The sequence below is a fragment of the Arthrobacter sp. AG1021 genome, from assembly GCF_003633665.1.
Taxonomy (GTDB): domain Bacteria; phylum Actinomycetota; class Actinomycetes; order Actinomycetales; family Micrococcaceae; genus Glutamicibacter; species Glutamicibacter soli.
In genome coordinates this window covers 474,040-495,908 of record NZ_RBLB01000006.1, presented here as the reverse complement: position 1 = coordinate 495,908, position 21,869 = coordinate 474,040, and the positions used below count along the sequence as shown (strand labels likewise).

Below are 21,869 nucleotides of genomic sequence, written 5' to 3'. Positions count from 1 at the left end.
GATCATGACAGAACGCATCGAGATTTCCGGCAACAGGGAAGAAGCCCTGAAGCAGCAGGCACCGGGCGGCTGCGCCTGCGGCGGGCATGACGAGGACCTCCCCCAGCTCGATGTCCAGGCGATCCCCCATGCGGTCCGCCACGCGGCCATCTTCGGCGCGCTGGATTCATTGCGGCCCGGCGCAGGCCTGGTGCTGTCGGCCACGCATAATCCGCTGCCGCTGCTGGCCCAGCTGCGGCAGCGCGATGCGACGGCCTTCGAGGTCAGCTACCTCGAAGAAGGCCCGCAGCGGTGGAAGCTCAAGTTCGTGCGCAGCTAGCCGGTCGAAACAGCGATGGCCCCGGCCTGCGCGAAACCCGTTGAGGTTTCGCGCAGGCCGGGGCCATCGCTCGTGAAGCGCAATCCTTGGGGCGCGTTATCCGACCTTCGCCGGATCCCAGGCGCTGGAGCGGGCGGAGTCGATGGTCGCCTGGCCCAGCACTCGGCTGCCCTGGTAGACGACCATGGTCTGACCCGGGGCGACGCCGCGCATTCCTTCGGGCAGGTTGACCACCAGTTCGTCGCGGCCCTCGGCCGAACGTTCCATGTGGGCCACCGCGGCGACCGGGTCGCCGTGGGCGCGCACCTGCACCATGCAGTCGAATTCGGCGCCGCTGGCCACTTCCCCGATGGGCAGTCCGGCCCAGGAGATGCGGATGCCGCGCAGCTGGTCCACGGCCAGCAGGGCCTCCGGGCCGACGATGACCTTGTTTTCCTTCGGGCGGATCTCCAGCACGAAGCGCGGCTTACCGTCCGCAGCCGGGCGGCCCAGGCGCAGCCCCTTGCGCTGCCCGACGGTGAAGGCCTGGGCTCCGGCGTGCTCGCCGAGCTCGTTGCCCTCGTGGTCGACGATCGCGCCGGGCTTCATCTCGATGCGTTCGGCCAGCCAGCCGCGGGTGTCGCCGTCGGGGATGAAGCAGATGTCGTAGCTGTCCGGCTTGTTCGCCACGGTCAGGCCGCGGGCGGCCGCCTCGGCGCGCACCTCGGCCTTGGACGGGGTTTCGGCCAGCGGGAACATGCAGTGCTCCAGCTGCTCGTGGGTCAGCACACCCAGCACATAGGACTGGTCCTTGGCCCAGTCGGCGGCGCGGTGCAGTTCCGGATTGCCCTGCTCGTCGCGCAGCACCTTGGCGTAGTGGCCGGTGCAGACCGCGTCGAAGCCCAGGGCCAGCGCCTTTTCCAGCAGGGCGGCGAACTTGATCTTCTCATTGCAGCGCATGCACGGGTTCGGGGTGCGGCCTGCCTCGTACTCCGAAACGAAGTCGTCCACCACGTCCTCGGCGAAACGGTCGGAGAAATCCCACACGTAGAACGGGATGCCCAGCTTGTCGCAGGCGCGCCAGGCGTCGTTGGAGTCCTCCACCGTGCAGCAGCCGCGCGAGCCGGTGCGCAGGGTTCCGGGCATGCGCGAGAGGGCCAGGTGCACGCCGACCACGTCGTGGCCGGCCTCGACCGCACGGGCCGCGGCGACCGCCGAGTCCACGCCGCCGGACATTGCTGCTAGTACCTTCATCGCGTAAAACCCGTTCCTGCCGTGTGGATGCTGCTTTCATCGGCTGCCATTCCAGCCTTCCTTGCCCGCTCATAGGCCTGCGGCAAGGCTTCCAATAATGCGTCAACGTCTGCCCGGGTGGATCTATGCCCCAGTGTGAAACGTTGCACACTGCGCGCCGACCGGGCATCCCGGCCCATGGCCAGCAGCACATGGGAGGGCTGCGGGACCCCGGCTGTGCACGCCGATCCGGTGGAGGAGGCGATCCCCAGCATGTCCAGCACGAACAGCAGTGAATCCCCCTCGCATTCGGGGAAGGTGAAGTGCAGGTTCCCCGGTAGCCGGGCGCCCCGGTTCTCCGCGTCGCGCGGGCCGTTGAGCACCGCCTCGGGGACCAGCTGCGAAATCCGCTGCACCGCGTATTCGCGCAACCCGCTCAGCCGCGCGGCTTCCTCGGCGAGGTGGTCCGCGACTTCCGTGGCGGCCGCGGCGAAGCCTGCCGCCGCCGCCGCGTTCAGCGTTCCCGAACGCATTTTCCGTTCATGTCCTCCGCCATGCTGGACCGGCATCAGGGTCACGTCGCGGCGCACCAGCAGTCCGCCGATGCCCACCGGGCCGCCGATCTTGTGGGCGCTGATGGACATGGCCGCCAGCTTCGAGGCCGCGAAGTCGGTGGGCACCGCGCCGAAAGCCTGCACCGCGTCGCTGTGCGCGGGGATCCCGTACCCGGCCAGCAGGGCCGCGAATTCAGGGACCGGCTGCACGGTGCCGACCTCGTTGTTGGCCCACATGATGGTGCCCAGCGCGATGCGTTCGTGGTGCTCATCGAGCAGGGCGCGCACGCCGTCCAGGTCCAGCACGCCGTCGGCGTCCACCGGCATCCAGCACAGTTCGGCCTGCTCGTGCTCTGCCAGCCAGGTGACGGTGTCCAGCACCGCATGGTGCTCGATCCCGGATACCAGGATCATCCGCGCCGCGGGGTTGGAGTCCACGCGGTTCCAGAACAGGCCCTTGAGCGCCAGGTTGTCTGATTCGGTGCCGCCGGAGGTGAAGATCAGCTCGCTGGAATGCGCGCCGGCCGCGGCCGCGATCGCGATGCGCGCATCATCGACCACGCGGTTGGCGCGACGGCCAGCCGCATGCAGGGACGAGGGGTTGCCGGTGGCAGCAAACTGGGCGGTGATGGCGGCCAGCGCCGCCGGGGTCATGTCCGTGGTTGCCGCGTGGTCCAGGTATACGGCGGAAGTATTCATATCCCTTCCATGGTACGAGCTTCGCGCACCTAGTTTGAATGGCCGATCCGTGTGAATTGCCCGACCTCGATGGCTTCGAGGCCCGGATCCTTCAAGATCGCCTCGATCAGCGCGGACGGCCCGCCGACCAACGTGCAGTCATCATAGGGCTCGGTGGACAGCATCCAGGAACGGTCCTCCGGGAAGACCAGCGCGGGGCGCTGGCGCTGCTCCCCCGCCGCAGTCTTCGCCCACAGCGGGTCGCTCAGGAACGCCGCGTCGGTCTGGAACAGGTGGTAGTTGCGGTAGCCGCCGCCCAGGTCCAGCGGACCGGGGGCCAGGTCCTGAGCCGCGAAGGCCGGCTTCTGCGCCTCGGCGAGCGCCGCCGCATGGGCCGCCGCGTTCTGCTTGTCGCTCAGCGCAGGATCCGGTTCCATCTCGATCTGGATACGTTCCCCGCCCTCGATGAAGGCGTAGCCCGCCCACAGGCCCAGCACGAAGTCCTGCTTCCCGCTGGCCTGGATCAGCTGCAGGGCCAGGTCCTTCCACTGGTTCGCCGGCAGTTCGTCCAGCGGCAGGTCGGTATCCACCCAGGCGTCCTCGGCCACCGGGTTGCCCTGGGCGTCCAGTCCGGCAACCGTTTCAAACGAATCGGCGGCGGTCAGCACGTGGCCGCGGCTGGCGGCCACGGTGGACCAGCGCACCTGCCGGTCCTCCTCGTCCAGCGCCGGATGCAGGATGCGGGCATAGCGTTCATAGCCGACCGGCACCTGGGCGGTGACCGTCAGCGGGTCGGCATCGGCGCAGGCGTCGATGATCCATTGGCCGTATTCAGCGGATACATGGGAAAACTGCATGTCCTAAGACTACCGAGCCGAACGCCTGCCACCACGGGTTTTGCCCGGTGCAGTGATATGAATGATGAAGTAGGTCCGAACCCGTCAGCCAGCCACTTCAAGGGAGCCGCCACCGATGTACTTGCCAGATCTGCTGGTCCCGGTTCACCAGTTCGCCCGCCGGAGCATCGATTTCTCGCGCCGGATCGCGGTGATGGCGGTGATTAACCGCACTCCGGATTCCTTCTACGACGCCGGGTCGACGTTCGGGCTGGACGAGGCGGTGGCGGCGGCGCTGCGCGCGGTGGAGGCCGGGGCGGACTGGGTGGACATCGGCGGGGTGCCGTTTTCCCCGGGACCGGAACTGCCCTGGCGGGAGGAGGCGGAGCGCGTGGTCCCGGTCATCCGCGAGGTGCGCCGCCACAGCGACGTGGTGATTTCCGCCGACACCTTCCACCCTCTGGTCGCGCAGGCGGCCATCGACGCCGGCGCCGACGTCATCAACGACACCACCGGCCTGGCCTACCCCGAGCTGGCCAAGGTGGTGGCCGAGAACGACGTGCACCTGGTGCTGACCCATTCGCTGGCCAAGCCCCGCACCACCTACCCCCGCCCGCACTACGACGACGTGCTAGCCGAGGTGCGCCGCTACCTGCAGGACAAGGTTCAGCTGGCCAAGGACGTCGGCATCAAGGATTCGAAGCTCATCGTCGACCCCGGGCACGACCTGAACAAGAACACCCGCCATACCCTCGATCTGACCGCCGGTTTCCAGGCCATCGCGGAACTGGGCTACCCGGCTCTGGCGGCGGTGTCCAACAAGGACTTCATCGGGGAGACCCTGGACCTGCCGAAGTCCGAGCGCATGCTCGGTTCCATGGTCGCGGCCACGATGTGCGCCATGGGCGGGGCGCGGATCCTGCGGATGCACAACATCCCGGAATCCGTGCAGACCGTGCGCCTGATCGAAGCCGCCCTGGGCTGGCGCCAGCCGGTGCGGCAGATCCACAATATGGGAGACGTCAATCCCCCGGCGCATCCCGAACGCAAAGCCAGCGCCTAGAGCATCCGAGGAGATCCATGCGAGCCCTGCTGCCCCAGCCCATTGACCACGTCGACGACGAGTATCTGCTCTCCCGCTACGCCAGCACCCGGCGGCCGTTCGTCCGCTTCAACTTCGTCTCAAGCGTCGACGGCAGCGCGCAGCTCGGCGGGCTGTCGGCAGCGCTCGGCTCCGACGGGGACCAAAGGATCTTCAACCTCCTGCGCCGGCCGGCGCAGGTGGTGCTGGTCGGCTCCGGCACGGTCCACGCCGAGGGGTACGCCGGCCCGCTGGTGTCCGACGCGGACCAGGCCTGGCGCACCGCCCGCGGGCTGGGCGCCCACCCGGTGCTCGCCATCGTGTCCTACCATCTGTCCATCGCCCCGGACGCCGAGGTGCTGACGTCCTCGCCCGGGCCGGTGCTGCTCTACACCTGCGAGCAGGTCACCGGGCAGCAGCGCGACAGCTATCCGGAGCATGTCCAGCTGGTCCAGGTCGCGGACAACGGCCAGGGCCCGGACCCGGCGCAGATCGTCGCCGACCTCGATTCGCGGGGCCTGCAGGCCATCCATGCCGAAGGCGGACCACACATCTTCGGGCAATTCGTCGCCGCCGGCCAGGTCGATTCCCTGTGCGTGAGCTACTCCCCGGTCCTGGCCGCCGGCGCGGGGTCGCGCATCGCCCGCTCGCAGAGCGAGCAGCAGCGCAGCCTGACGCTGCATACCCTGCTGGAGGAAGACTCGATGCTGTTCGCGGAGTACCGCGCCGACCGCTAGCGCATCAGGTGCAGTGCGCCGGGAGCAACCCGCACGCTGAATGCTCCGCGGCCCAGCAGTTCACCGTCGGCGTAGCAGTCTTCCGAGGTCTCCACGCGGAATGCCTTCGCCCTGACGGCGACCCGGAACGGATGGTTTCTCCCGGCAAGTATCCGCGGTACATGCCTGAGCACCGGGGCGATCCGCTCGCCGCGCACCAGCGACAGGTCCGCCAGCCCGTCGTCGAATTCGGCCGAAGCGAACAACGTGATGCCGCCGCCCAGCGAACGGATATTGGCGATGCTCGCGGCCAACGCCGGTCCCCGGTACTCCAGCCCGCCGGTGTCGACCTCGGTGCAGAAGGCCTTGAGCTTCGGGATGCATAGCAGCAGCGCGGCGACATAGCGCAGCGAACCCAGCCGGCGCGGCAGCCGGTTGGCGCGGGCGTTGACCGTTGCCTCGAATCCCCAGGAGATCGCTCCGACAGTCAGCCGCACGATCTGCGGGGCCTCGTCGAATTCGACTTCCAACAGGTCGACCGGGTGCGCTGCAGCGCTCCCGGCGATGAATGCGGCGACCCGGTCCATCGACTGCGCCGGATTGGCGTCCCGGAGCATGCGCCAGGTATCGTTGCCGCTGCCCGCCGGGATGATCCCGAGCGGAATCCCGGTTCGTGCCAGGACCTGCACCACGTGGTGGATCAGCCCGTCACCGCCCACGACCACCACTGCGTCCGCGGACTTCAGCTGCGCGGCGATCCGCGCCGTCGGCTGGGAGGAGACGTCGAGCAGGTGCGCCACGGTGCCCGCATCCGCCAGCCGTCCGGCCAACTGCCTGGCGCGGCGCCATCCCAGTCCCCTGCCCGAGGCGGGGTGGAAAACGATCTGAAGGCGCTCGAAGCGTTGCTGGGTGGCCATGCCTATAGACAATACTCAGCGAACGTACAGTTTCGAAAAGCATTGGCCACAGGTCTTTCGATACCATAGAGAGGGTCGGCGACAATGCGCCGCCTCGAAAGGAACTTGCCTGACTATGAGCTCGCCGAGCCCCCATGAAATCCTTGGCGTATCCCGCACGGCAAGCATGGAAGAAATCAAGGTTGCCTACCGCAGGGCTGCCCGTGCCACGCATCCGGACTTGGGCGGGAGCGAAGACGCCTTCAAGGAAGTCCAGCGCGCGTTCCAGCAACTCAGCGACCAGCAGTCCGATGACTCCTTCGAGCGCAGCTTCCAGGCGCCGGGCCAGGCGCCGCGGGCAGGCTTCAGCGCCCGCCAGTACGACGAGCGGCTGCGCACCACGCCGCAGCAGCCCAAGGCCCAGCTGCCCACCGAGTACGTTCCGCCGCTGGACGATGTCAACTTCACCACCCTGGACTCCAAGCGATCCGCGCAGCGGATGCACGGGGAACCGCGCAAGCGTGGACTGTTCAGTTCCCGTTCGAGGCTGCAACGCGAAGCCACGACCATCAGTCTGCTGAGCAGAAACGTGCTCAACGTGCTCCCGGCGGCACGCCTGGTCAACGGGCTGCGCTCCCCCAACGGCGGCCACTACGACCACGTGCTGACCGCCGGATACCGGATGGCAGTGATCAACACGATGACCCTGCCTGAGGGCTACTACGCCTTCGACGGCTCGGTGCTGCGGCACGGCAACAAGATGACCCAGCCCCCGGAAATCCAGATCTCAGGCATGCAGCGGGCCTTCATGCAGATGAACGTCGCCGCCTACACGCTGGTCCTGGCTTCCAACGGGAACCACCACGAACCGGTGATCGAGTACCACCGCAATGCCCAGCCTTCGCTCGCCAGCTCCGCCAACGTGCTCAATGCGGCGGGTCTGGTGCGCGAGCTCAAGCTGTTCCTCGGCTCCGGGCCCTCTCCGAATGTCGTGGACCGCGAAGTCCTCGCCCGGCTGATCGGCGGCATGTACTAGGCCGATGAATCGATCTGCGCTCGCACCCCTTAAACTGGAAGTGTGTTTCGTATCGTTTTCAATGCCCCAGAAATTCCCGGCAACTCGGGCAATGCCATCCGACTATCTGCCATCACCGGTGCAGAACTGCATCTGGTCAAACCCCTAGGATTCAACTTCGAGGACGCGAACCTGCGTCGCGCCGGCCTGGACTACCACGATCTGGCGTTCGTGACCGTGCACGAAAATCTCGAGGCCGCCTTCCAAGCTCTCGGGGAAGGCAGGGTCTTCGCTTACACCTCCGAAGGCCAGACCATCTACAGCGATATCAGCTACGAGCCGAGCGACATCCTGCTCTTCGGCAAGGAATCGGTGGGCCTGAGCGCCGAGGACAAGAAGCATCCCCGCGTCACCGACCTGGTCAAGCTTCCCATGCTCCCGGGCCGCCGCTCGCTGAATCTAGCTAATGCTGCGTCCATCGTGGCCTTCGAGGCGTGGCGCCAGCACGGCTTTGCCGGAGCATAAAGTACCAGCGAAGTACGGCCACGTATACAGGTTTACCCAATCTTTATAAAGTAGGCTCGATATGTGCCTGCGGATCAGCAGGTATTGAACTTTGACCACAACCCCGGGAGAAACCAAGACAATGAACGGTAGCCATTCCCAGCACCGCGACGAGCCCCAGGACGACGACCTGGGTCTAGACCTGGTTGACCAAGTGGCCAGCAGTTCACGCGCCGAGAGGAGCTCCAAGCCGAAGCGCTGGATCCTCGGTGTTGTCGGCGTCGTGATCGTTGCGGTTCTCGCTCTCGTGGTCTTCTCGCTGCTCAACGGCGGCCCCAAGGCGTCCAAGGCTGCGAAGGCCGACGACGCGGTGACGCAGACCATCCAGCTCAAGAACGGCGGCCAGGCCGTCCTCAGCTCCTCCGAATCGGAAGACGCCATCGGCGTGGAACTGACCAGCCTGCCGGGTCTTGCCGACGGCCAGCAGTATGTCGTGTGGGCCGTCCATGAGGAAACCGGTGTTTCCGTTGTCGCCTCGTCCACCGGAGACGACGTCGATGCGGGATTGACCCCGGCCAGCGATGTCCTGGCCATACACATCACTGTCGAAGGATCCGCGATTCCTTCGGCTCCGTCGGAGGACACCGAGGCTTCGGTGGACCTGCCGCTGGATCCGGCCGCCTCCGAGGTTCCGGACGCCCAGGACAACGGCGCCGGCGGCGCCAACGCCCCGGGCGCGGACGACTAGACGCCGTCCAAGACCGCAAAACGCGAGGCGCGTTCCCTTTCGGGAACGCGCCTCGCGTTTTGTGCTGTGATATTCTCCGGCGCTAGAAGCCCGAAATCGTGTCGTCCGTGTTCACGGCGACCAGGTGGAAGGATTCGGCCAGCGCTTCGGCTGGCAGCCCCCCGCGTTCGGCATTCGTCCGGCACTGGTGCTCCACGAAGCGTTCCATGGAGGCGACGTCGGGGTGCTGGGTGAAATGAGCCCGCAGCGCATCCATCTTCTGCTCGAAGAACTTCGTGATGTCCACGAAACCGTTTTCCCTCTCGCGCGGAGCCCCGTAGAGCCACAGCCAAGGCACCTTGTACGCGTTCAGGCCCTCGTCGCTCACCAGTTCCGGGTAGGCGAAGGGGTTCTCCACAGCCGGGTAGATCGCCCGGGTGACCGCTTCGCCGCAGGCCAGGTGATCCGGATGCGAGCGCTGGATGCGGTCCCAGTTGCGTTCGGGGTGCATGGCCATCACGATGGTGGGGCGCACCTGGCGGATCAGGCGCACCACCTTGCGGATGACCTCATGGGTGGGCTCCAGAAAGCCGTCGCGCTCACCGAGGAAGTGCACGGTGCTCACGCCGACCTTCGAGGCTGCCACGGTCTGCTCCAGGTGGCGCAGGCGCGCGGTCTCCTGCGGGTCGCGTTCGTCGAATCCGCCGGCGTCCCCGTCGGTCATGATGCAGTACTGCACCTCGACACCGGCCGCAGTGAGCGCGGCGATGGTTCCGGCCGCACCGAAGTCCAGGTCGTCCGGGTGGGCGGCGAAGGCCAGAACCCGTTCGGTTTGGGCAGTGATGAATTGGGTTGTATCGATCATGCTCGGCGGCGCCTGATCTCCGCGGCGGCCTGCGGCAGCACCTTGGCCAGATCCCCGACGATCCCCAGATCCGCGATGTCGAAGACCGGCGCGTCGACGTCCTTGTTCACTGCGATGATGTACTTGCTGGTCTGCATTCCGGCCTTCTGCTGGATCGCCCCGGAGATTCCGGCAGAGATATACAGCTGCGGCGACACGGTGACGCCCGTCTGGCCCACCTGCGCATCATGGGAAATCCACCCGGCGTCGGTCGCGGCGCGCGAAGCTCCGATGGCGGCGCCCAGCGCGTCGGCAAGGTCTTCCAGGGGACCGAAGTCGCCGTCGACGCCGCGCCCGCCGGCAACCACCACGCGGGCTTCGCTCAGCGACGGACGTTCCGAGGCGACCTTCTCCTCCACGGCCACGATGCTCACCTTCGGCGCTGCCGCGTCGCCGAGGACCAGATCCGTGACCTGCACGGTGCCTGCGGAGCCTGCCGGTGCGTCCTCAATGCTGTTGGGCTTGACGGCGGCGATCAGCACGCCGGTGGTGGACTTCGCGCTGGCGGTGTAGCTTCCGGCGAGCTCATCCTTGGTGGCGATCAGTTCGGCGGATACGTCGATCACGTCGGTGACGATGGCGGCATTGCGGCGTACCGCGATGCGTGCGCCGAGTTCGCGGCTGAAGCTGTCGTTGCCCAGCAGCACCAGGTCCGCATCGGTGTGCTGCAGTGCGGCATCCAGCACTGCCAGCTCATGCTCGCCGAATCCCCGCCCCGGATTGGCCGCCTGCAAGGCGGTGCCGATGCCGTAGCCCGCGATGGCCTCGCGGGCCTCGGCGGAAATCTCGGTGGCGGCGGCCACCACAGCGGTCCCGAAGCGCGAGGCCAAGGTCAGCAGCTCGCGCTGCGCCTTGCCGGGTGCGGCGCTGAGGTCGGTGAAAAATACAAGTGCAGAAGACATGTTCAATAGGTCCTTAGATCAGCTTCTGTGCGGCCAGGAAGTCGACCAGGGCAATGCCTGCGTCGCCGCTGTCATGGATGATGGTGCCGGCTGGCCGGGCAGAGCGCTGCTCGGCGGCCAGCACCGAGGTGGTGGAGCCCTCAGCCCCGACTTCCTGCGCAGCCAGGCCGATACCGGCCAAATCGACTTCCTCGATGCTTTTCTTCTTCGCGGCCATGATGCCCTTGAAGTTCGGGTAGCGCGGGTCGTTGGCCTGATCGGTAACCGACAGTACGGCAGGAAGGCCTGCCTTGAGGGTCACACGCTGATTCAGGTGCTCGCGGTCGACGGTCAGCTCGCGGGCCGAGGCATCGAAGGCCACCGAGGCGGCATGGGTCAGCTGGGCGAAGCCGAGCAGTTCGGCGAGCTGCGCCGGAACCACCGAGGTTTCGGCGTCGGTGGATGCCATGCCGGTGACCACGAGATCCACATTGGGCACGTGGCGCACCAATGCCGCCAGGGCTTTGGAGGTAGCCACGGCGTCCGAACCGGCGAGCGCTGCGTCATTCAGGTGGAGCCCCGAGGAGGCGCCCATCTGCAGCGCCTTCTTGACCGAATTCACCGAGCTGCCTGCTCCCATGGTCGCCGCGATGACCTGGTGACCCGCCGCGAACCCTCCGTTGTCCTCTACGAGGGCCAGCGCCGCCTCGACGGCGTATTCGTCCAGTTCCGAAAGAACCGACTCGGACCGGTCCAGCCGCAGGGATTCCTGGTCGATATGCCGGTCAAACTGGACATCTGGGACATGTTTGACCAAGACCACGATGGTCAGTGGCGTAGTGCTCGCGTCGCTCATTCGCGCCTTCCTCGAAGTATAAGGAATCCGGCCGCGCAGGGCATCTGGCGCCGGAAGTTTTCATCTGCCTCTATCGTATCCACCAACGGCCACCCCGTTGCCGTTTATCGCTCAGAGAACAACACGTGACGCGGTTGGTTAATCACCAGACCGCGTCACGTGTCTCACAATGACAATATGACGACTCTTGGAGTCATATTTAGTTGCTGCTCAACGAACCCACAGTGGCCGTTGCGGTATTCTCCTGCCCGTTGCGCAGGTACGTGATCTTCGCTTCGCCACCGGCCGGCACCTCGCGGACCGCTGCCGTGACGGTCTGCGAGTCGCGGACCGCTCGGCCGTTGACCGAGGTGATCACGTCCCCGGACTTCAGCCCGGCCTTGTCCGCAGCCGAACCCTTGGTGACATCGACGATGGTCGCGCCTACCGAAAAGGAGGTGGTCGCGGCGCCGGATGAATCCTTGGCTCCTGCCGTAGCCTGGACGGTGGCCCCCAGCAAACCGTGGGTGGCGGTGCCGTTGGCGATCAGGTCGTTCGCGATGCGCTTGGCGTAATCGATCGGGATGGCGAAGCCCACGCCGATGGAACCGGAGTCCTCGGTGCCGCCGGCCGAGGCGATGGCGACATTGACGCCGATGATTTCGCCCTTGGAGTTGACCAGCGCACCACCCGAGTTGCCGTGGTTGATGGCCGCGTCGGTCTGGATGACGTTGACGTAGATGGTGCCGGCCGAGCGCTGCTGCTGTTCTTCGCCGGGGAACTGGAAGTTGAATTGGCTTCCGTTGTCGCCGTTGCTTTCAGGCGCGGTGTTCTCAGGCACTGCCGAGGATGCGATGGAAATCGTGCGGTTCAGTGTCGAGATGATGCCGTCGGTCACCGTGCCGCTCAATCCCAGAGGTGCGCCGATGGCCACCGAGGTGTCGCCGACGTTCAGGTCCGCGGAACTACCGAGGGTTGCCGGTACCAGGTTGCTGGCATCGATCTTGATCACGGCCAGATCCGACATCGGGTCGGTGCCGACGACCTTCGCGCTGTAGACCTGTCCGTCATTGGTCTGCACCGAAATGTCGGGGTCAGCCACCTTGCCGCCCAACGTCACCACGTGGGTGTTCGTGAGGATGTGGCCTTCATTGTCCAGGATGATGCCCGAACCCGATCCGCTGGAACCGCCACCGGAAACTTCGATGGTCACCACGCTGGGGCTGGCCTTGGCGGCTGCCGCAGTGACTTCGGTGACGGAGTTGGGATTGTTGATCACGACCCCCGCCTGCGGGGCTGGGGTGGTGGTGCCGTTGCCGCTTCCCGTGTCCGAGAGGAAGTAGGTCGTTCCCGCAGCGGCCAGGCCGCCGACCAGGGCCGCGGCGACCATGCCGGAAACCAGGGTGGTGCCGGCGAAGGTCTTCTTGCCCGATGGCTTGCGTTCAGGCGGCACCGGGTAGTTCACGTGCTGCGAGTCCGAGGCGGAGTACCCCGAACCATAGGCGGCGCTCGACGTGTTCTCCGAGGCATTCGAGTAGTTGTATGAGCTTCCTGCCCCGGCGTGCTGGTACTCCGAAGTTGCGTCCTCGCTGTGGTTGGAGCGCGGGTAGGCGGCGGTCGGCTGATCGGTGCCCTGGGGGTTCTGGCCGACCCGGGGAAGGTTGACTGTCGGCTCAGACGATGCCGGCACATTGACATCGGGATTGCTTCCCGAGTGTGCAGAGCCACCAGCAGTGTTGTCGCGTGGCTCGTTCGGGTTCTGGCTCATTGTTCCGTCTCTTTCGACTCTAGGATCTCTTGAATTCGATTATTCCGTTGCGTTCTGTGGCATGAAACTGCGCAAACTTAGCACGCCCTGTGAGTAACTATTCTGGAAGCGGAATGTCGTAGACGTGCTTCACTGGGGCAAATAGAATCAAATCGAAGTGTGAATACGGCTTCCTGTATTTACCAAATCGGGGTTTCACCCTTGGTTTTAGTTCGACATAGCAGTTCAGGTGGGGAAAGCATGAGTAGCAAAGCTCGGCGCATAGTGGCCGGAGCACTATTGGCCTCGGTGGCCGCGGTGGGTTTGACATCGCCGGCCATGGCGGAATCTCCGGTCACGATACCTCCCGGCGACTTCGTTGTTGACAATTCAAACGTACTTGGTTCAGATGTGTCGCAGCTGGAAGACCAGATTTCGCAGCTGCGCAAGGACACTGGTTACAGCCTATTCGCTATCTATGTCGATGAGTTCACTAATCCAGAGAATCCCCAAGACTGGGCTAAGGAAGTCTTCAACAAGAAGAACATGGGCACGAACGATGTCATCTTGGTGGTCGGCACCGAGTCACGCCAAGCATTCCTGGGTAGTTCCAACAACAGCCCGGTGAACGAGTACCGTCAAGAGATCTTCTCGAATGACGTTCTGCCTGCCTTGAGCGACGACGATTGGCTGGGTGCTGCAGAGGGCGCCATTGCGGGTATTGAGAATGTCGACAGCGGAGCCATCGCCGGAAGCGGTTCTTCCAATTCTTCCTCCGGCTTCAGCTTCTTCTGGGTCATGATCGTCATCGCCGGTGGCGCTGTCGTCGCCTTCATGGTGTTGAGCCGCCGCGGAAAGTCGAAGTCAGCGCAGCTACCAACAGGACAACGCCCCGGATCCTCCGGCGTACCGCAACAGCAGCTGGTTCCACTGGATCAGCTGCGCCGGCAAGCTGACCAGCTGCTCGTCGCTGCAGATGACTCAATCCGCTCCTCCGAACAGGAGCTGGGATTCGCCGAAGCCCAATACGGCAAAGAGTCCATCGAGGTGTTCACCCAGGACCTGGCCCAAGCCAAGCAGCACCTGTCCGAATCGTTCCGTCTTCAGCAGCAGCTGGATGACGACATCCCGGACACCGAACAAGACCAGCGTTCATGGCTCGGCGAAATTATCAATCGCTGCGGGCAGGTCAATGAGACGCTGCAGAAGCATGCCGAGGATTTCAAGAAACTGCGCCAGTTGGAGCAGAACGCAGAAACCCGGATCACCGAAGTTGCCGCCGAGCAGGAACCGCTGAATCAGCAGCTCTCTGCCCGGGTTGCGATCCTCGAACAGCTCACCGACAAGTACGACCAGTCCGCGGTTTCGCAAATCCTGGACAATGCCAAGCAGGCCTCTGACCGTTTGAGCTTCGCCGCCTCGGCGCTGAAACAGGCTTCCGAGCAGCTGGGCAGCGACCGCGCGAACGCCGCGCTGCTGATCCAGAACGCCGAGGAAGCTCAGGACCAGGCAGAAGTCCTGCTTGAAGCCATCAACAAGTCGGCGACGGCTCTAAGCCAGGCAGAATCGGATTTGGAATCCGCGGTAGCGCTCGCCTCGCGGGATGTAGCCCAGGCGCAGGCGTTGGTGAACAACGGTTCCCAGCCTGCTTTGGCCGGTCCCGTTGCCGGCGTGCTCAGCGCCTTGAACAACATCAAGCAGTCGATAGGTAGTAAGCACAACCCACTGGCCCTCATTGCCCAGCTTGATCAGGCAAGCAAGCCGCTGGCGACGTCGCTGGCCAATCTGCGCAACCAGGCAGAGCAGGAGCAAGCCGCACGCGAGCAGCTGCAGAGCCTGCTGCATACGGCCGAATCGCGGATCAACGGCACCGAGGACTACATTCGTGCCCGCCGCGGCGGCGTCCGCTCCTCGGCGCGCACCCGGCTTTCCGAAGCGCAGCGCGCCTACGACGACGCTCGTTCGCAGGCCAACCGTAATCCGTCCGCGGCAGTTGCGTCAGCACAGCGCGCGATCCAGCTGGCCGACCAGGCCGCAAGCATGGCTGAACAGGACGTCAACGGTTTCGGCGGCGGGGACGTCTTCGGCGGCGGCTACGGAGGCCGTGGCCGCGGACGCGGCGGAATGTTCGACGGCATCGGCGGTGCCGTGCTCGGTGGAATCCTCATTGATTCGATCCTCCACGGCGGCGGCAACAACGGCGACGGCGGCATGTTCGGTGGCGGTGGTTTCGGCGGCTTCGGTGGAGGCGGCGGAGGCTTCGGCGGAGGGGACGGCGGCGGCTTCGGCGGAAGCGGCGGCAGCTTCTAGCCCGTCGGCCAAGTGTTTTTCAAAGTGTGCACGACCCGATTTCATAATCATCAATCAGACAGGACGAGGCAACCATGACCAAACAGTCAATCTTCGGACGTATCTCCCAGCTGGCGAAGGCCAACATCAATGCACTGCTTGATTCCGCAGAAGATCCCCAGAAGATGATGGATCAGATGGTTCGGGACTATAACGACAACATCGCCGAAGCCGAACAGGCGATTGCCCAGACCATCGGCAACCTGCGGATGATCGAAGACGATTACAAGGAAGACCAGCAAGCCGCAGCAGACTGGGGCAACAAGGCCTTAGCTGCTTCCAACAAGGCTGATGAGTTCCGCAGCGCAGGAAACGCCGCCGATGCGGCCAAGTTCGACAACTTGGCCAAGGTGGCCATCCAGCGCCAGATGCAGTCTGAATCGGAGATGAAGACTGCTGAGCCGACGATCTCTTCCCAGCGTGAAATCGTCGAGAAGCTGAAGACCGGCCTGAACCAGATGAAGGAAAAGCGTACCGAGCTCTCCAGCAAGCGCGATGAGCTGGTCGCCCGTTCCAAGGCCGCTCACGCCCAGAACCAGGTCAATGAGGCGGTCAAGGCCGTCAACATCATGGATCCGTCCAGCGAGATCGGTCGCTTCGAAGAAAAGGTCCGTCGCGAAGAGGCTCGGGTCCGCGGTGCGGCAGAGCTAGCGTCCTCCAGCCTGGATGCACAGTTTGAGTCCTTGGAGGATCTCGGTGAGCAGACCGAGGTCGAGGCCCGCTTGGCAGCGTTGAAGGCCAAGCAGACCGGCCAGCTGGAAGGCTAGACGCCTGCCGGCGTGATCGCCGGAAAGGGGCTCGAGCCCTGGCAAGACATTGTCATTGTCTTGCCAGGCTCGAGCCCCTTTCCCGTTTTAGCCAACCGGCGCAGTGCGACCCTGCCGGCACGTGTCCGGTGAACTTTGCCGGGAAAACAAAATGGAGACCCTTTCGGATCTCCATTCGCCTTGGTGGCGGGGAGAGGATTTGAACCTCTGACCTCCGGGTTATGAGCCCGGCGAGCTACCGAACTGCTCCACCCCGCGTCGGTAAATACAACATTACCAATGCGTAACCATTTACGCGAATCCGGGACCCGTGTCGTCCATCACCATGCAACTCGGAGGACACTCCCCTGTGGAATATTCCAGGACATCGACTTCGGCCGGGTTCGATACCGCCAGCCCAGAAATGAAAAAAGACGGAAGCTTTCGCTTCCGTCTTTTGCCTTGGTGGCGGGGAGAGGATTTGAACCTCTGACCTCCGGGTTATGAGCCCGGCGAGCTACCGAACTGCTCCACCCCGCGTCGGTAAATACAACATTACCAACAGGGAAACCGAATCGCGAATCGAGCGACGGTGGCTTTCGTCACCCGACAGCCTTCAGGTGTCCATCGGGCTCACGCCGACAATATGATGTCGCAGATTCTGGCGGAAAAGTGTGCGGCGATACAACCAGTGACCCGGCCGCCGGCGGCCACTGTCCCTCCCGTCCATCATGGAAAACAGCCGGAGCGAGGCCATGAGTCGAGTCAACCGAAACCGTATGGCAAGGGCCGCTGTTGACAGAAGTCCTCGAAAAGGCCTCAGGGCAACTGTGAGCAGGACGTCGGGGCGCATTCCTCTGGTGGGCCTGATCACCCCTACGCCTCCGACCCCCTGACGCTGCTCCTTCGCCCTGCAGAACGGCGCCGGGGAGCCTCACGGCCGCCTCCGCACCCCGTAGCGCGCAGTCGGCCAAAGGCTGCGCTTGTGCGCTGCCAGTAAGTGATACCGCTACTCCCCTGCATTCCGGATGGAATTCATTGCGGAGTTCTTCCAGCTAGCCCCGGCCGCTCAATGGCTCGGCGGATAACAGCGTCTTACGTGGGAAATGAGCAGGGCGCGATTCGCGGTATGGATTGATTTGCTGAACCTTGCGCAGACTACTGAAAGCCGAAGCCGCATTGAACCCGATCCTAACCCGCCCGCCCTGGAGATGCACCGGGCCGGAAGACTGCGCTCCATTGGTATTGAGCTGCGCGAAGCGCCCCGAGCACGGCCACCGGCACCTCGGAAAAATCCGCCTCCTTGACGTGGGCATCGCGCGAACCCACCGCTCGGAAATGCAAAAAGACGGAAGCTTACGCTTCCGTCTTTTTGGCTTTCGTGGCGGGGAGAGGATTTGAACCTCTGACCTCCGGGTTATGAGCCCGGCGAGCTACCGAACTGCTCCACCCCGCGATGACTAGTCAATTATTGCATCATCGCGGAGTGAAACGCAAATCGGGCATTCGTGCCAACTGGATTAACCGTTGTTCCCGTCGGTAGGGGCAGGCGATTCAGTTCCCTGTTCGCTGCCCTGTTCCGGGGCCGGGGTCTCGGATTTCTCCGGGGTTCCGTTGATAGCTGCATCGGCCTCGATGGCCTTCTGCAGTGCGGCTTCCAGATCCTTCTGCGACTTGCCGTAGGCGGCGAAGTCGTTCTTGGCCAAGGCTTCTTGTCCGGCCTTGATCGCAGCGTTCGCGGCGTTCAGAGCATCAGAGAGCTTCTGGGCGTCGGTCTGCGTCGGCTTCGATCCATTGTCGCCGTCACTCGGCTTCTCACCAGGCTTGGCGCCGGTTTCACCGGTCACAGCGCCCGAGTCGCCACCGAACACCTGGTCAAGTGCTTCGGCAAGCGTATCGGCGAAGCCGACCTGGTCACCGAAGGCCACCAGCACCTTGCGCAGCGTCGGGTAACTCGTGGCACCCGAGGACTGGACGTAGACCGGCTGCACGTAGAGGATACCGCCGCCAACAGGCAGCGACAGCAGGTTGCCGTTCTTGACTTCCGAGGCACCCTGGCGAAGCAGGTTGAGCTCCTGGGTCACCTTGGTGTTCGTGTCGAAGTTCTGCTGGGCCTGGCCCGGACCCGGCACTGCCGTGTCCGTCGGAAGTTCCAGCAGCCTGAGCTTGCCGTAGTCCTCGGCCTTGACGCCCGCCTTGGTTCCAGCATCCGCATTGGCTGCGAGGAAGCCGAACATCACGTTGCGCTGCTGGCCGCTGGCCGAGCTGGCCGGGATGAACGTCGAAGTCAGCGAGAACGATGCCTCGTCCTGCGTTGGCATCTTCAGCGACATGTAGAACGGAGGCTGCTTGACCTTTGTGTTCGCGGTCGTCGGGTCGTCCGGGACGGCCCAGGCATCGTTGGCCTCGTAGAAGGTTCCGGGATCGTCAACGTGGTAGGTCGAAAGGACCTCGCGCTGCACCTTGAACATGTCCTCCGGATAGCGAACGTGCTCCATCAGTTCCGCAGACATGTCCGACATCGGGCTGATGGTGTTCGGGAAGACGCTCTGCCAGGACTTCAACAGCGGATCCTCGTCATCCCAGGCGTACAGCTTCACCGAGCCGTCGTAGGCGTCAACCGTGGCCTTGACCGAGTTGCGCAGGTAGTTCACGCGTCCGTTGAGCGCATCGATGTCCTGGGCGTTGGTCAGGGAATCCGTGACCGCGGAGGACAGCTGCTGCTGCTGGGAGTACGGGAAGTTGTTCGACGTGGTGTAGCCGTCGATGATCCACTGCACGCGACCGTCGACGATCGCCGGGTAGGCGTTCGAATCCAAGGTCAGGTACGGTGCGACCTTGCTGACGCGCTCACGCGGATCGCGGTCGTAGAGGATCTGCGAATCGGCGTTAACGTCCTGCGAAAGCAACAGGTCGGTAGAGGCGAACTTCAGCGAGTAGACGATGCGATTGAACATGTTGCCCACGTTCGGTCCGCCGTCGCCGGTGAAGGTGTAGCGGGTGTCTTGGGAGTCGCCGCTGGTGCTCGGGCGGTCCAGCTCGCGGTCGTCCCAGCCCTCGTCCGGGCCGCCGACGATCGAGTACTGCGGCGAGTTCTCGCCGAAGTAGATGCGGGGCTCGTAGTCCTTGTCGCTGGCCAGGGTGCCGCTGGTCGGGATGCCGCCGAGCATGAAGTCCGGGCGGCCGCCGGCCGCGACGCGGTTGCCGTAGGCGGCCACCAGGCCGTAGCCGTGGGTGTAGGAGATGTGCTGGTTGACCCAGGTGTCGGTCGGCGAAACGTTCACTTCGCGGGCCGCAATCACGGTGTCCTCCACTTTGCCGTCGACCTTGTAGCGGTCCACGTTCAGGGTGTCGGCGAAGGTGTAGTAGCCGCGGAACTGCTGCAGCTGCGCGAAGGCGGCGGACACCAGGTTCGGATCCAGCAGGCGGATATTCGCGGTGGTCGCGGTTTCCTCGGCCAGCGCGTTCTTCTCGGTGGTCACGGTCGCGTCGTACTGGGTGACCTCGATGTCGTCCAGGCCGTAGGCCTGTCGGGTCATCTCGATGTTGCGCTCGATGTACGGGCTTTCCAGCGCACGCTGGGAAGGCACGACCTGGAACTGCTGCACCATGTACGGGTAGACGCCGCTGGCGACGATCATGGTGATCACCAGCATGGCGGTGCCGATCAGCGGCAGGCGCCAGCGGCCGGTGATGGCGGCGATCACGAAGGTAATGGCAATCAGCACGGCGACGATCGCCAGGATCATCTGGGCCGGGATCACCGCATGCACGTCGCGGTACAGTGCACCGGCCACGCGGCCGGACTGGTCGGTCAGGGTTTCGTACTGCCCGATCCAGAAGTTCACGGCTTGCAGCAGCAGGAAGACCGCCACCACGATCGCGGTGTGCACACGCGCGGCCTTGCCGATGGTGATGCCGCCGCGTTCCTCAACGCGGATGCCGCCGTACAGGTAGTGGGTCAGCAGACCGGCCACACCGCTGAGCAGGACTACCGAAATCAGGAATCCGTTGAGCAGCGCGATGAACGGCAGCGAGAACATGAAGAAGGACAGATCCATGTTGAACTGTGGATCGGTGCTGCCCCACGGGGTGCGGTTGAGGAACAGCAGGATGGTCTTCCACTGGCCGGCGACAGCCACGGCGGCGAAGATGCCGACCACCAGCGGGATGCCGATCATCAGGAAACGGCGCACCGGCTCCAGCTGGCTCTGGTAGCGCGACATCGAGTCTGCGCGCCCGCCGTCCGGCGCGTACACCGGACGGTGCTTGTAGGCGCTGCGCATGGAGAACCACATCGGGACGGCCATGAGGAGCAGGGCGATCAGGAAGATCACCATCTTGGCGATGCGTTCGGTCCAATAGACCTCGGAGTAGCCCAGCTGATTGAACCACAGGATATCTGCGTAGAAATTGGACAGGAAAACGAACACCGCGACCAGGATGACCACCGCGAAGATGGTCAGAGTCAGCGGCGACACCTTCTTGCCCGAGGGCCTGGACGGTTGCTGCGGTTGGCGGGGCCGCGGTGGGCCCCCGGACGGTGTATCCGATCCGTATGACACTATTTATTCCTTACCTTGTGTCCCAGACGCTGCTTTCACGTCAGAACTCATGTACCTAATCCACGTGCGAGCGATACGCACCAGTCTTGCTGCCTACACCACATTCTTCCCGTGATGCGCAGCTAAATCTATTCGCAGGTCGCCATGCTGGCCGGATCTGCGCCGCCGGCGACCTTTTCAAGGACTTCGCGAGCTTCGTGCAACGTCGATACCTTGACAACATCTAAGCCGTCGGGAACTCGCCCGACGACTTCCGAGCAGTTCTCCGCCGGGGCCAGGAACACCGTCGCCCCTTCTTTCTTGGCGGAGACCATTTTCTGGGCGATGCCGCCGATGGGACCGACGTTGCCGGCCTGGTCGATGCTTCCCGTTCCGGAAATATGGTGGTCCCCGGCCAGGGATCCCTCGGTGAGCCGGTCGATGATCGCCAAGGCGAACATCATGCCGGCACTGGGGCCGCCGATGTTCTCGACTCCGAACTTCACGTCGATCGGGAAATCATGGGTGGTGTTCAGCAGCACGCCCAGCTGCCGGTTGCCCGTGTCCCCCAGCGTCGTGGAAACTTCAACGTCCATCTGCCTGGCATTGTCCTTGCCGCCGGGGCGCTGGATGGTCATCGTCGCCGGCGCCTCGCCGTGCTTGTCCAGGTCAGCCTTCAGCTGCTCAAGCGACGTGATGTCCTTGCCCTCGAACTTCAGCAGCCGGTCCCCTTCCTTGAGGACCGACTGGTTCGTCTCGGTGGCGAAGCCTGCAACATCCAGCCACGTCTTGAAGTCGTAGCCCAGCTCGGTCAGCGCAGCGGCCACCGACTGGTCCTGCGAGGAAACCATCTGCATGTCGTTCTGCTCAGACTGCTCATCGGTAGTCACGCCGCGCGGGATGACGGTTTCCTCGGGGGCGATGTCTTTCGTCGGGTTGAACAGCGCCTCAAGCACCACCGGGATGGTCACCCGGTTGGTGCCGCCGCCCTGGACGAACACCGTGAGCATGTCCAGTGTGCTTTCGGACTCATAGGACTTGGCGCCCTCGATGGTGATCAGTTCGGTGCCGTCGACTTCGCCAAGGGTGTTGAGCACCGGCCCCGGCGAGCGGATCACGAAGTTCGTGGGCAGGAACATCATCACGCCGATGAGCAGCAGGGCTACCATTCCGGCGCTGGTGCGTCGCACTCCCGGGGAACCCTTGCCAGGCGCGCCGGTGGGAGCCGGGTCGCTGGCTGAAATGACTGGTTCCTGTTCGTACACGTACCCTGCTCCTGACCGAAGTTTGATGCAGCAATGCCAAGAATGGCAAGGCTACTGTTA

The 21,869-nt window shown here is 64.3% G+C and carries 18 protein-coding genes and 3 tRNA genes; 8 read left to right on the top strand and 13 right to left on the bottom strand.

The window, feature by feature from the left end; all coding sequences use genetic code 11:
- Positions 1 to 4: 4 nt before the first annotated feature.
- Complete coding sequence (locus DFO58_RS02565; protein WP_120989216.1) at positions 5 to 319, top strand: DUF2249 domain-containing protein; 315 nt, start codon at positions 5 to 7, stop codon at positions 317 to 319.
- A gap of 96 nt (positions 320 to 415) precedes the next feature.
- On the opposite strand, the gene mnmA is transcribed toward DFO58_RS02565, so the two are convergent.
- The 3 genes from mnmA to DFO58_RS02550 are packed head-to-tail and all read right to left on the bottom strand — an operon-like array spanning position 416 to position 3,620.
- The gene (gene mnmA / locus DFO58_RS02560; RefSeq protein ID WP_113606479.1) at positions 416 to 1,552 is read right to left on the bottom strand and encodes a tRNA 2-thiouridine(34) synthase MnmA; all 1,137 of its coding nucleotides are present in this window, start codon (positions 1,550 to 1,552) and stop codon (positions 416 to 418) included.
- Complete coding sequence (locus DFO58_RS02555) at positions 1,549 to 2,784, bottom strand: cysteine desulfurase family protein (protein WP_120989215.1); 1,236 nt, start codon at positions 2,782 to 2,784, stop codon at positions 1,549 to 1,551. Before DFO58_RS02555 ends, mnmA begins: the two co-directional genes overlap by 4 nt.
- Before the next feature lie 29 nt (positions 2,785 to 2,813).
- A complete protein-coding gene (locus tag DFO58_RS02550) occupies positions 2,814 to 3,620 on the bottom strand; it encodes a hypothetical protein (protein WP_120989214.1) in 807 nt (268 codons plus the stop codon).
- 115 nt (positions 3,621 to 3,735) lie between these two features.
- Between DFO58_RS02550 and folP the strand changes: the two genes are divergently transcribed.
- Both folP and DFO58_RS02540 read left to right on the top strand, forming a co-directional pair.
- Positions 3,736 to 4,662: a dihydropteroate synthase gene (folP, locus tag DFO58_RS02545; protein ID WP_120989213.1), complete on the top strand. Its 927-nt coding sequence runs from the start codon at positions 3,736 to 3,738 to the stop codon at positions 4,660 to 4,662.
- 17 nt (positions 4,663 to 4,679) lie between these two features.
- Positions 4,680 to 5,417 (top strand): dihydrofolate reductase family protein, encoded by a 738-nt coding sequence (locus DFO58_RS02540; protein ID WP_053798426.1) that lies wholly within the window; start codon positions 4,680 to 4,682, stop codon positions 5,415 to 5,417.
- On the opposite strand, the gene DFO58_RS02535 is transcribed toward DFO58_RS02540, so the two are convergent.
- Entirely contained in the window at positions 5,414 to 6,313 is a 900-nt protein-coding gene (locus DFO58_RS02535) for a diacylglycerol kinase family protein (protein ID WP_113606480.1), read from the bottom strand. The two genes, DFO58_RS02540 and DFO58_RS02535, sit on opposite strands and share 4 nt — an antisense overlap.
- A gap of 115 nt (positions 6,314 to 6,428) precedes the next feature.
- Here DFO58_RS02535 and DFO58_RS02530 point away from each other — a divergent pair, with 115 nt between their 5' ends.
- The 3 genes from DFO58_RS02530 to DFO58_RS02520 all read left to right on the top strand — a co-directional run bounded on the left by DFO58_RS02530 (position 6,429) and on the right by DFO58_RS02520 (position 8,559).
- Complete coding sequence (locus tag DFO58_RS02530) at positions 6,429 to 7,328, top strand: J domain-containing protein (protein ID WP_160309085.1); 900 nt, start codon at positions 6,429 to 6,431, stop codon at positions 7,326 to 7,328.
- A 42-nt stretch (positions 7,329 to 7,370) separates the two neighbouring features.
- On the top strand, positions 7,371 to 7,832 hold the full coding sequence (locus DFO58_RS02525) for a tRNA (cytidine(34)-2'-O)-methyltransferase (RefSeq protein ID WP_120989211.1): 462 nt from the start codon (positions 7,371 to 7,373) through the stop codon (positions 7,830 to 7,832).
- Positions 7,833 to 7,953: 121 nt separating this feature from the next.
- The gene (locus tag DFO58_RS02520; RefSeq protein ID WP_047119527.1) at positions 7,954 to 8,559 is read left to right on the top strand and encodes an anti-sigma factor; all 606 of its coding nucleotides are present in this window, start codon (positions 7,954 to 7,956) and stop codon (positions 8,557 to 8,559) included.
- An 82-nt stretch (positions 8,560 to 8,641) separates the two neighbouring features.
- Here the strand turns inward: DFO58_RS02520 and DFO58_RS02515 are convergent, their stop codons facing one another.
- The 4 genes from DFO58_RS02515 to DFO58_RS02500 all read right to left on the bottom strand — a co-directional run bounded on the left by DFO58_RS02515 (position 8,642) and on the right by DFO58_RS02500 (position 12,926).
- Positions 8,642 to 9,403: a PIG-L deacetylase family protein gene (locus DFO58_RS02515; RefSeq protein ID WP_120989210.1), complete on the bottom strand. Its 762-nt coding sequence runs from the start codon at positions 9,401 to 9,403 to the stop codon at positions 8,642 to 8,644.
- The gene (locus tag DFO58_RS02510) at positions 9,400 to 10,344 is read right to left on the bottom strand and encodes an electron transfer flavoprotein subunit alpha/FixB family protein (RefSeq protein WP_047119529.1); all 945 of its coding nucleotides are present in this window, start codon (positions 10,342 to 10,344) and stop codon (positions 9,400 to 9,402) included. The genes DFO58_RS02515 and DFO58_RS02510 overlap by 4 nt, the downstream gene beginning before the upstream one ends.
- Positions 10,345 to 10,357: 13 nt before the next feature.
- On the bottom strand, positions 10,358 to 11,179 hold the full coding sequence (locus DFO58_RS02505) for an electron transfer flavoprotein subunit beta/FixA family protein (protein WP_120989209.1): 822 nt from the start codon (positions 11,177 to 11,179) through the stop codon (positions 10,358 to 10,360).
- A gap of 199 nt (positions 11,180 to 11,378) precedes the next feature.
- Positions 11,379 to 12,926, bottom strand: coding sequence for a trypsin-like peptidase domain-containing protein (locus tag DFO58_RS02500; protein ID WP_047119530.1), 1,548 nt, complete (start codon positions 12,924 to 12,926; stop codon positions 11,379 to 11,381).
- 240 nt (positions 12,927 to 13,166) lie between these two features.
- On the opposite strand from DFO58_RS02500, the gene DFO58_RS02495 reads away from it, so the two are divergent.
- Entirely contained in the window at positions 13,167 to 15,215 is a 2,049-nt protein-coding gene (locus DFO58_RS02495) for a TPM domain-containing protein (RefSeq protein WP_113606485.1), read from the top strand.
- 74 nt (positions 15,216 to 15,289) lie between these two features.
- Positions 15,290 to 16,021 (top strand): PspA/IM30 family protein, encoded by a 732-nt coding sequence (locus DFO58_RS02490; protein ID WP_047119532.1) that lies wholly within the window; start codon positions 15,290 to 15,292, stop codon positions 16,019 to 16,021.
- 181 nt (positions 16,022 to 16,202) lie between these two features.
- Here DFO58_RS02490 and DFO58_RS02485 read toward each other — a convergent pair.
- The 5 genes from DFO58_RS02485 to DFO58_RS02465 all read right to left on the bottom strand — a co-directional run bounded on the left by DFO58_RS02485 (position 16,203) and on the right by DFO58_RS02465 (position 21,809).
- Positions 16,203 to 16,279: transfer RNA gene (locus tag DFO58_RS02485), tRNA-Met, on the bottom strand.
- Between the two features lie 184 nt (positions 16,280 to 16,463).
- Positions 16,464 to 16,540, bottom strand: a tRNA-Met gene (locus DFO58_RS02480).
- Between the two features lie 842 nt (positions 16,541 to 17,382).
- Positions 17,383 to 17,456, bottom strand: a tRNA-Met gene (locus DFO58_RS02475).
- A 64-nt stretch (positions 17,457 to 17,520) separates the two neighbouring features.
- On the bottom strand, positions 17,521 to 20,481 hold the full coding sequence (locus DFO58_RS02470) for a UPF0182 family protein (protein WP_286163447.1): 2,961 nt from the start codon (positions 20,479 to 20,481) through the stop codon (positions 17,521 to 17,523).
- A gap of 212 nt (positions 20,482 to 20,693) precedes the next feature.
- On the bottom strand, positions 20,694 to 21,809 hold the full coding sequence (locus DFO58_RS02465) for a S16 family serine protease (RefSeq protein WP_120989207.1): 1,116 nt from the start codon (positions 21,807 to 21,809) through the stop codon (positions 20,694 to 20,696).
- Positions 21,810 to 21,869: the final 60 nt, after the last annotated feature.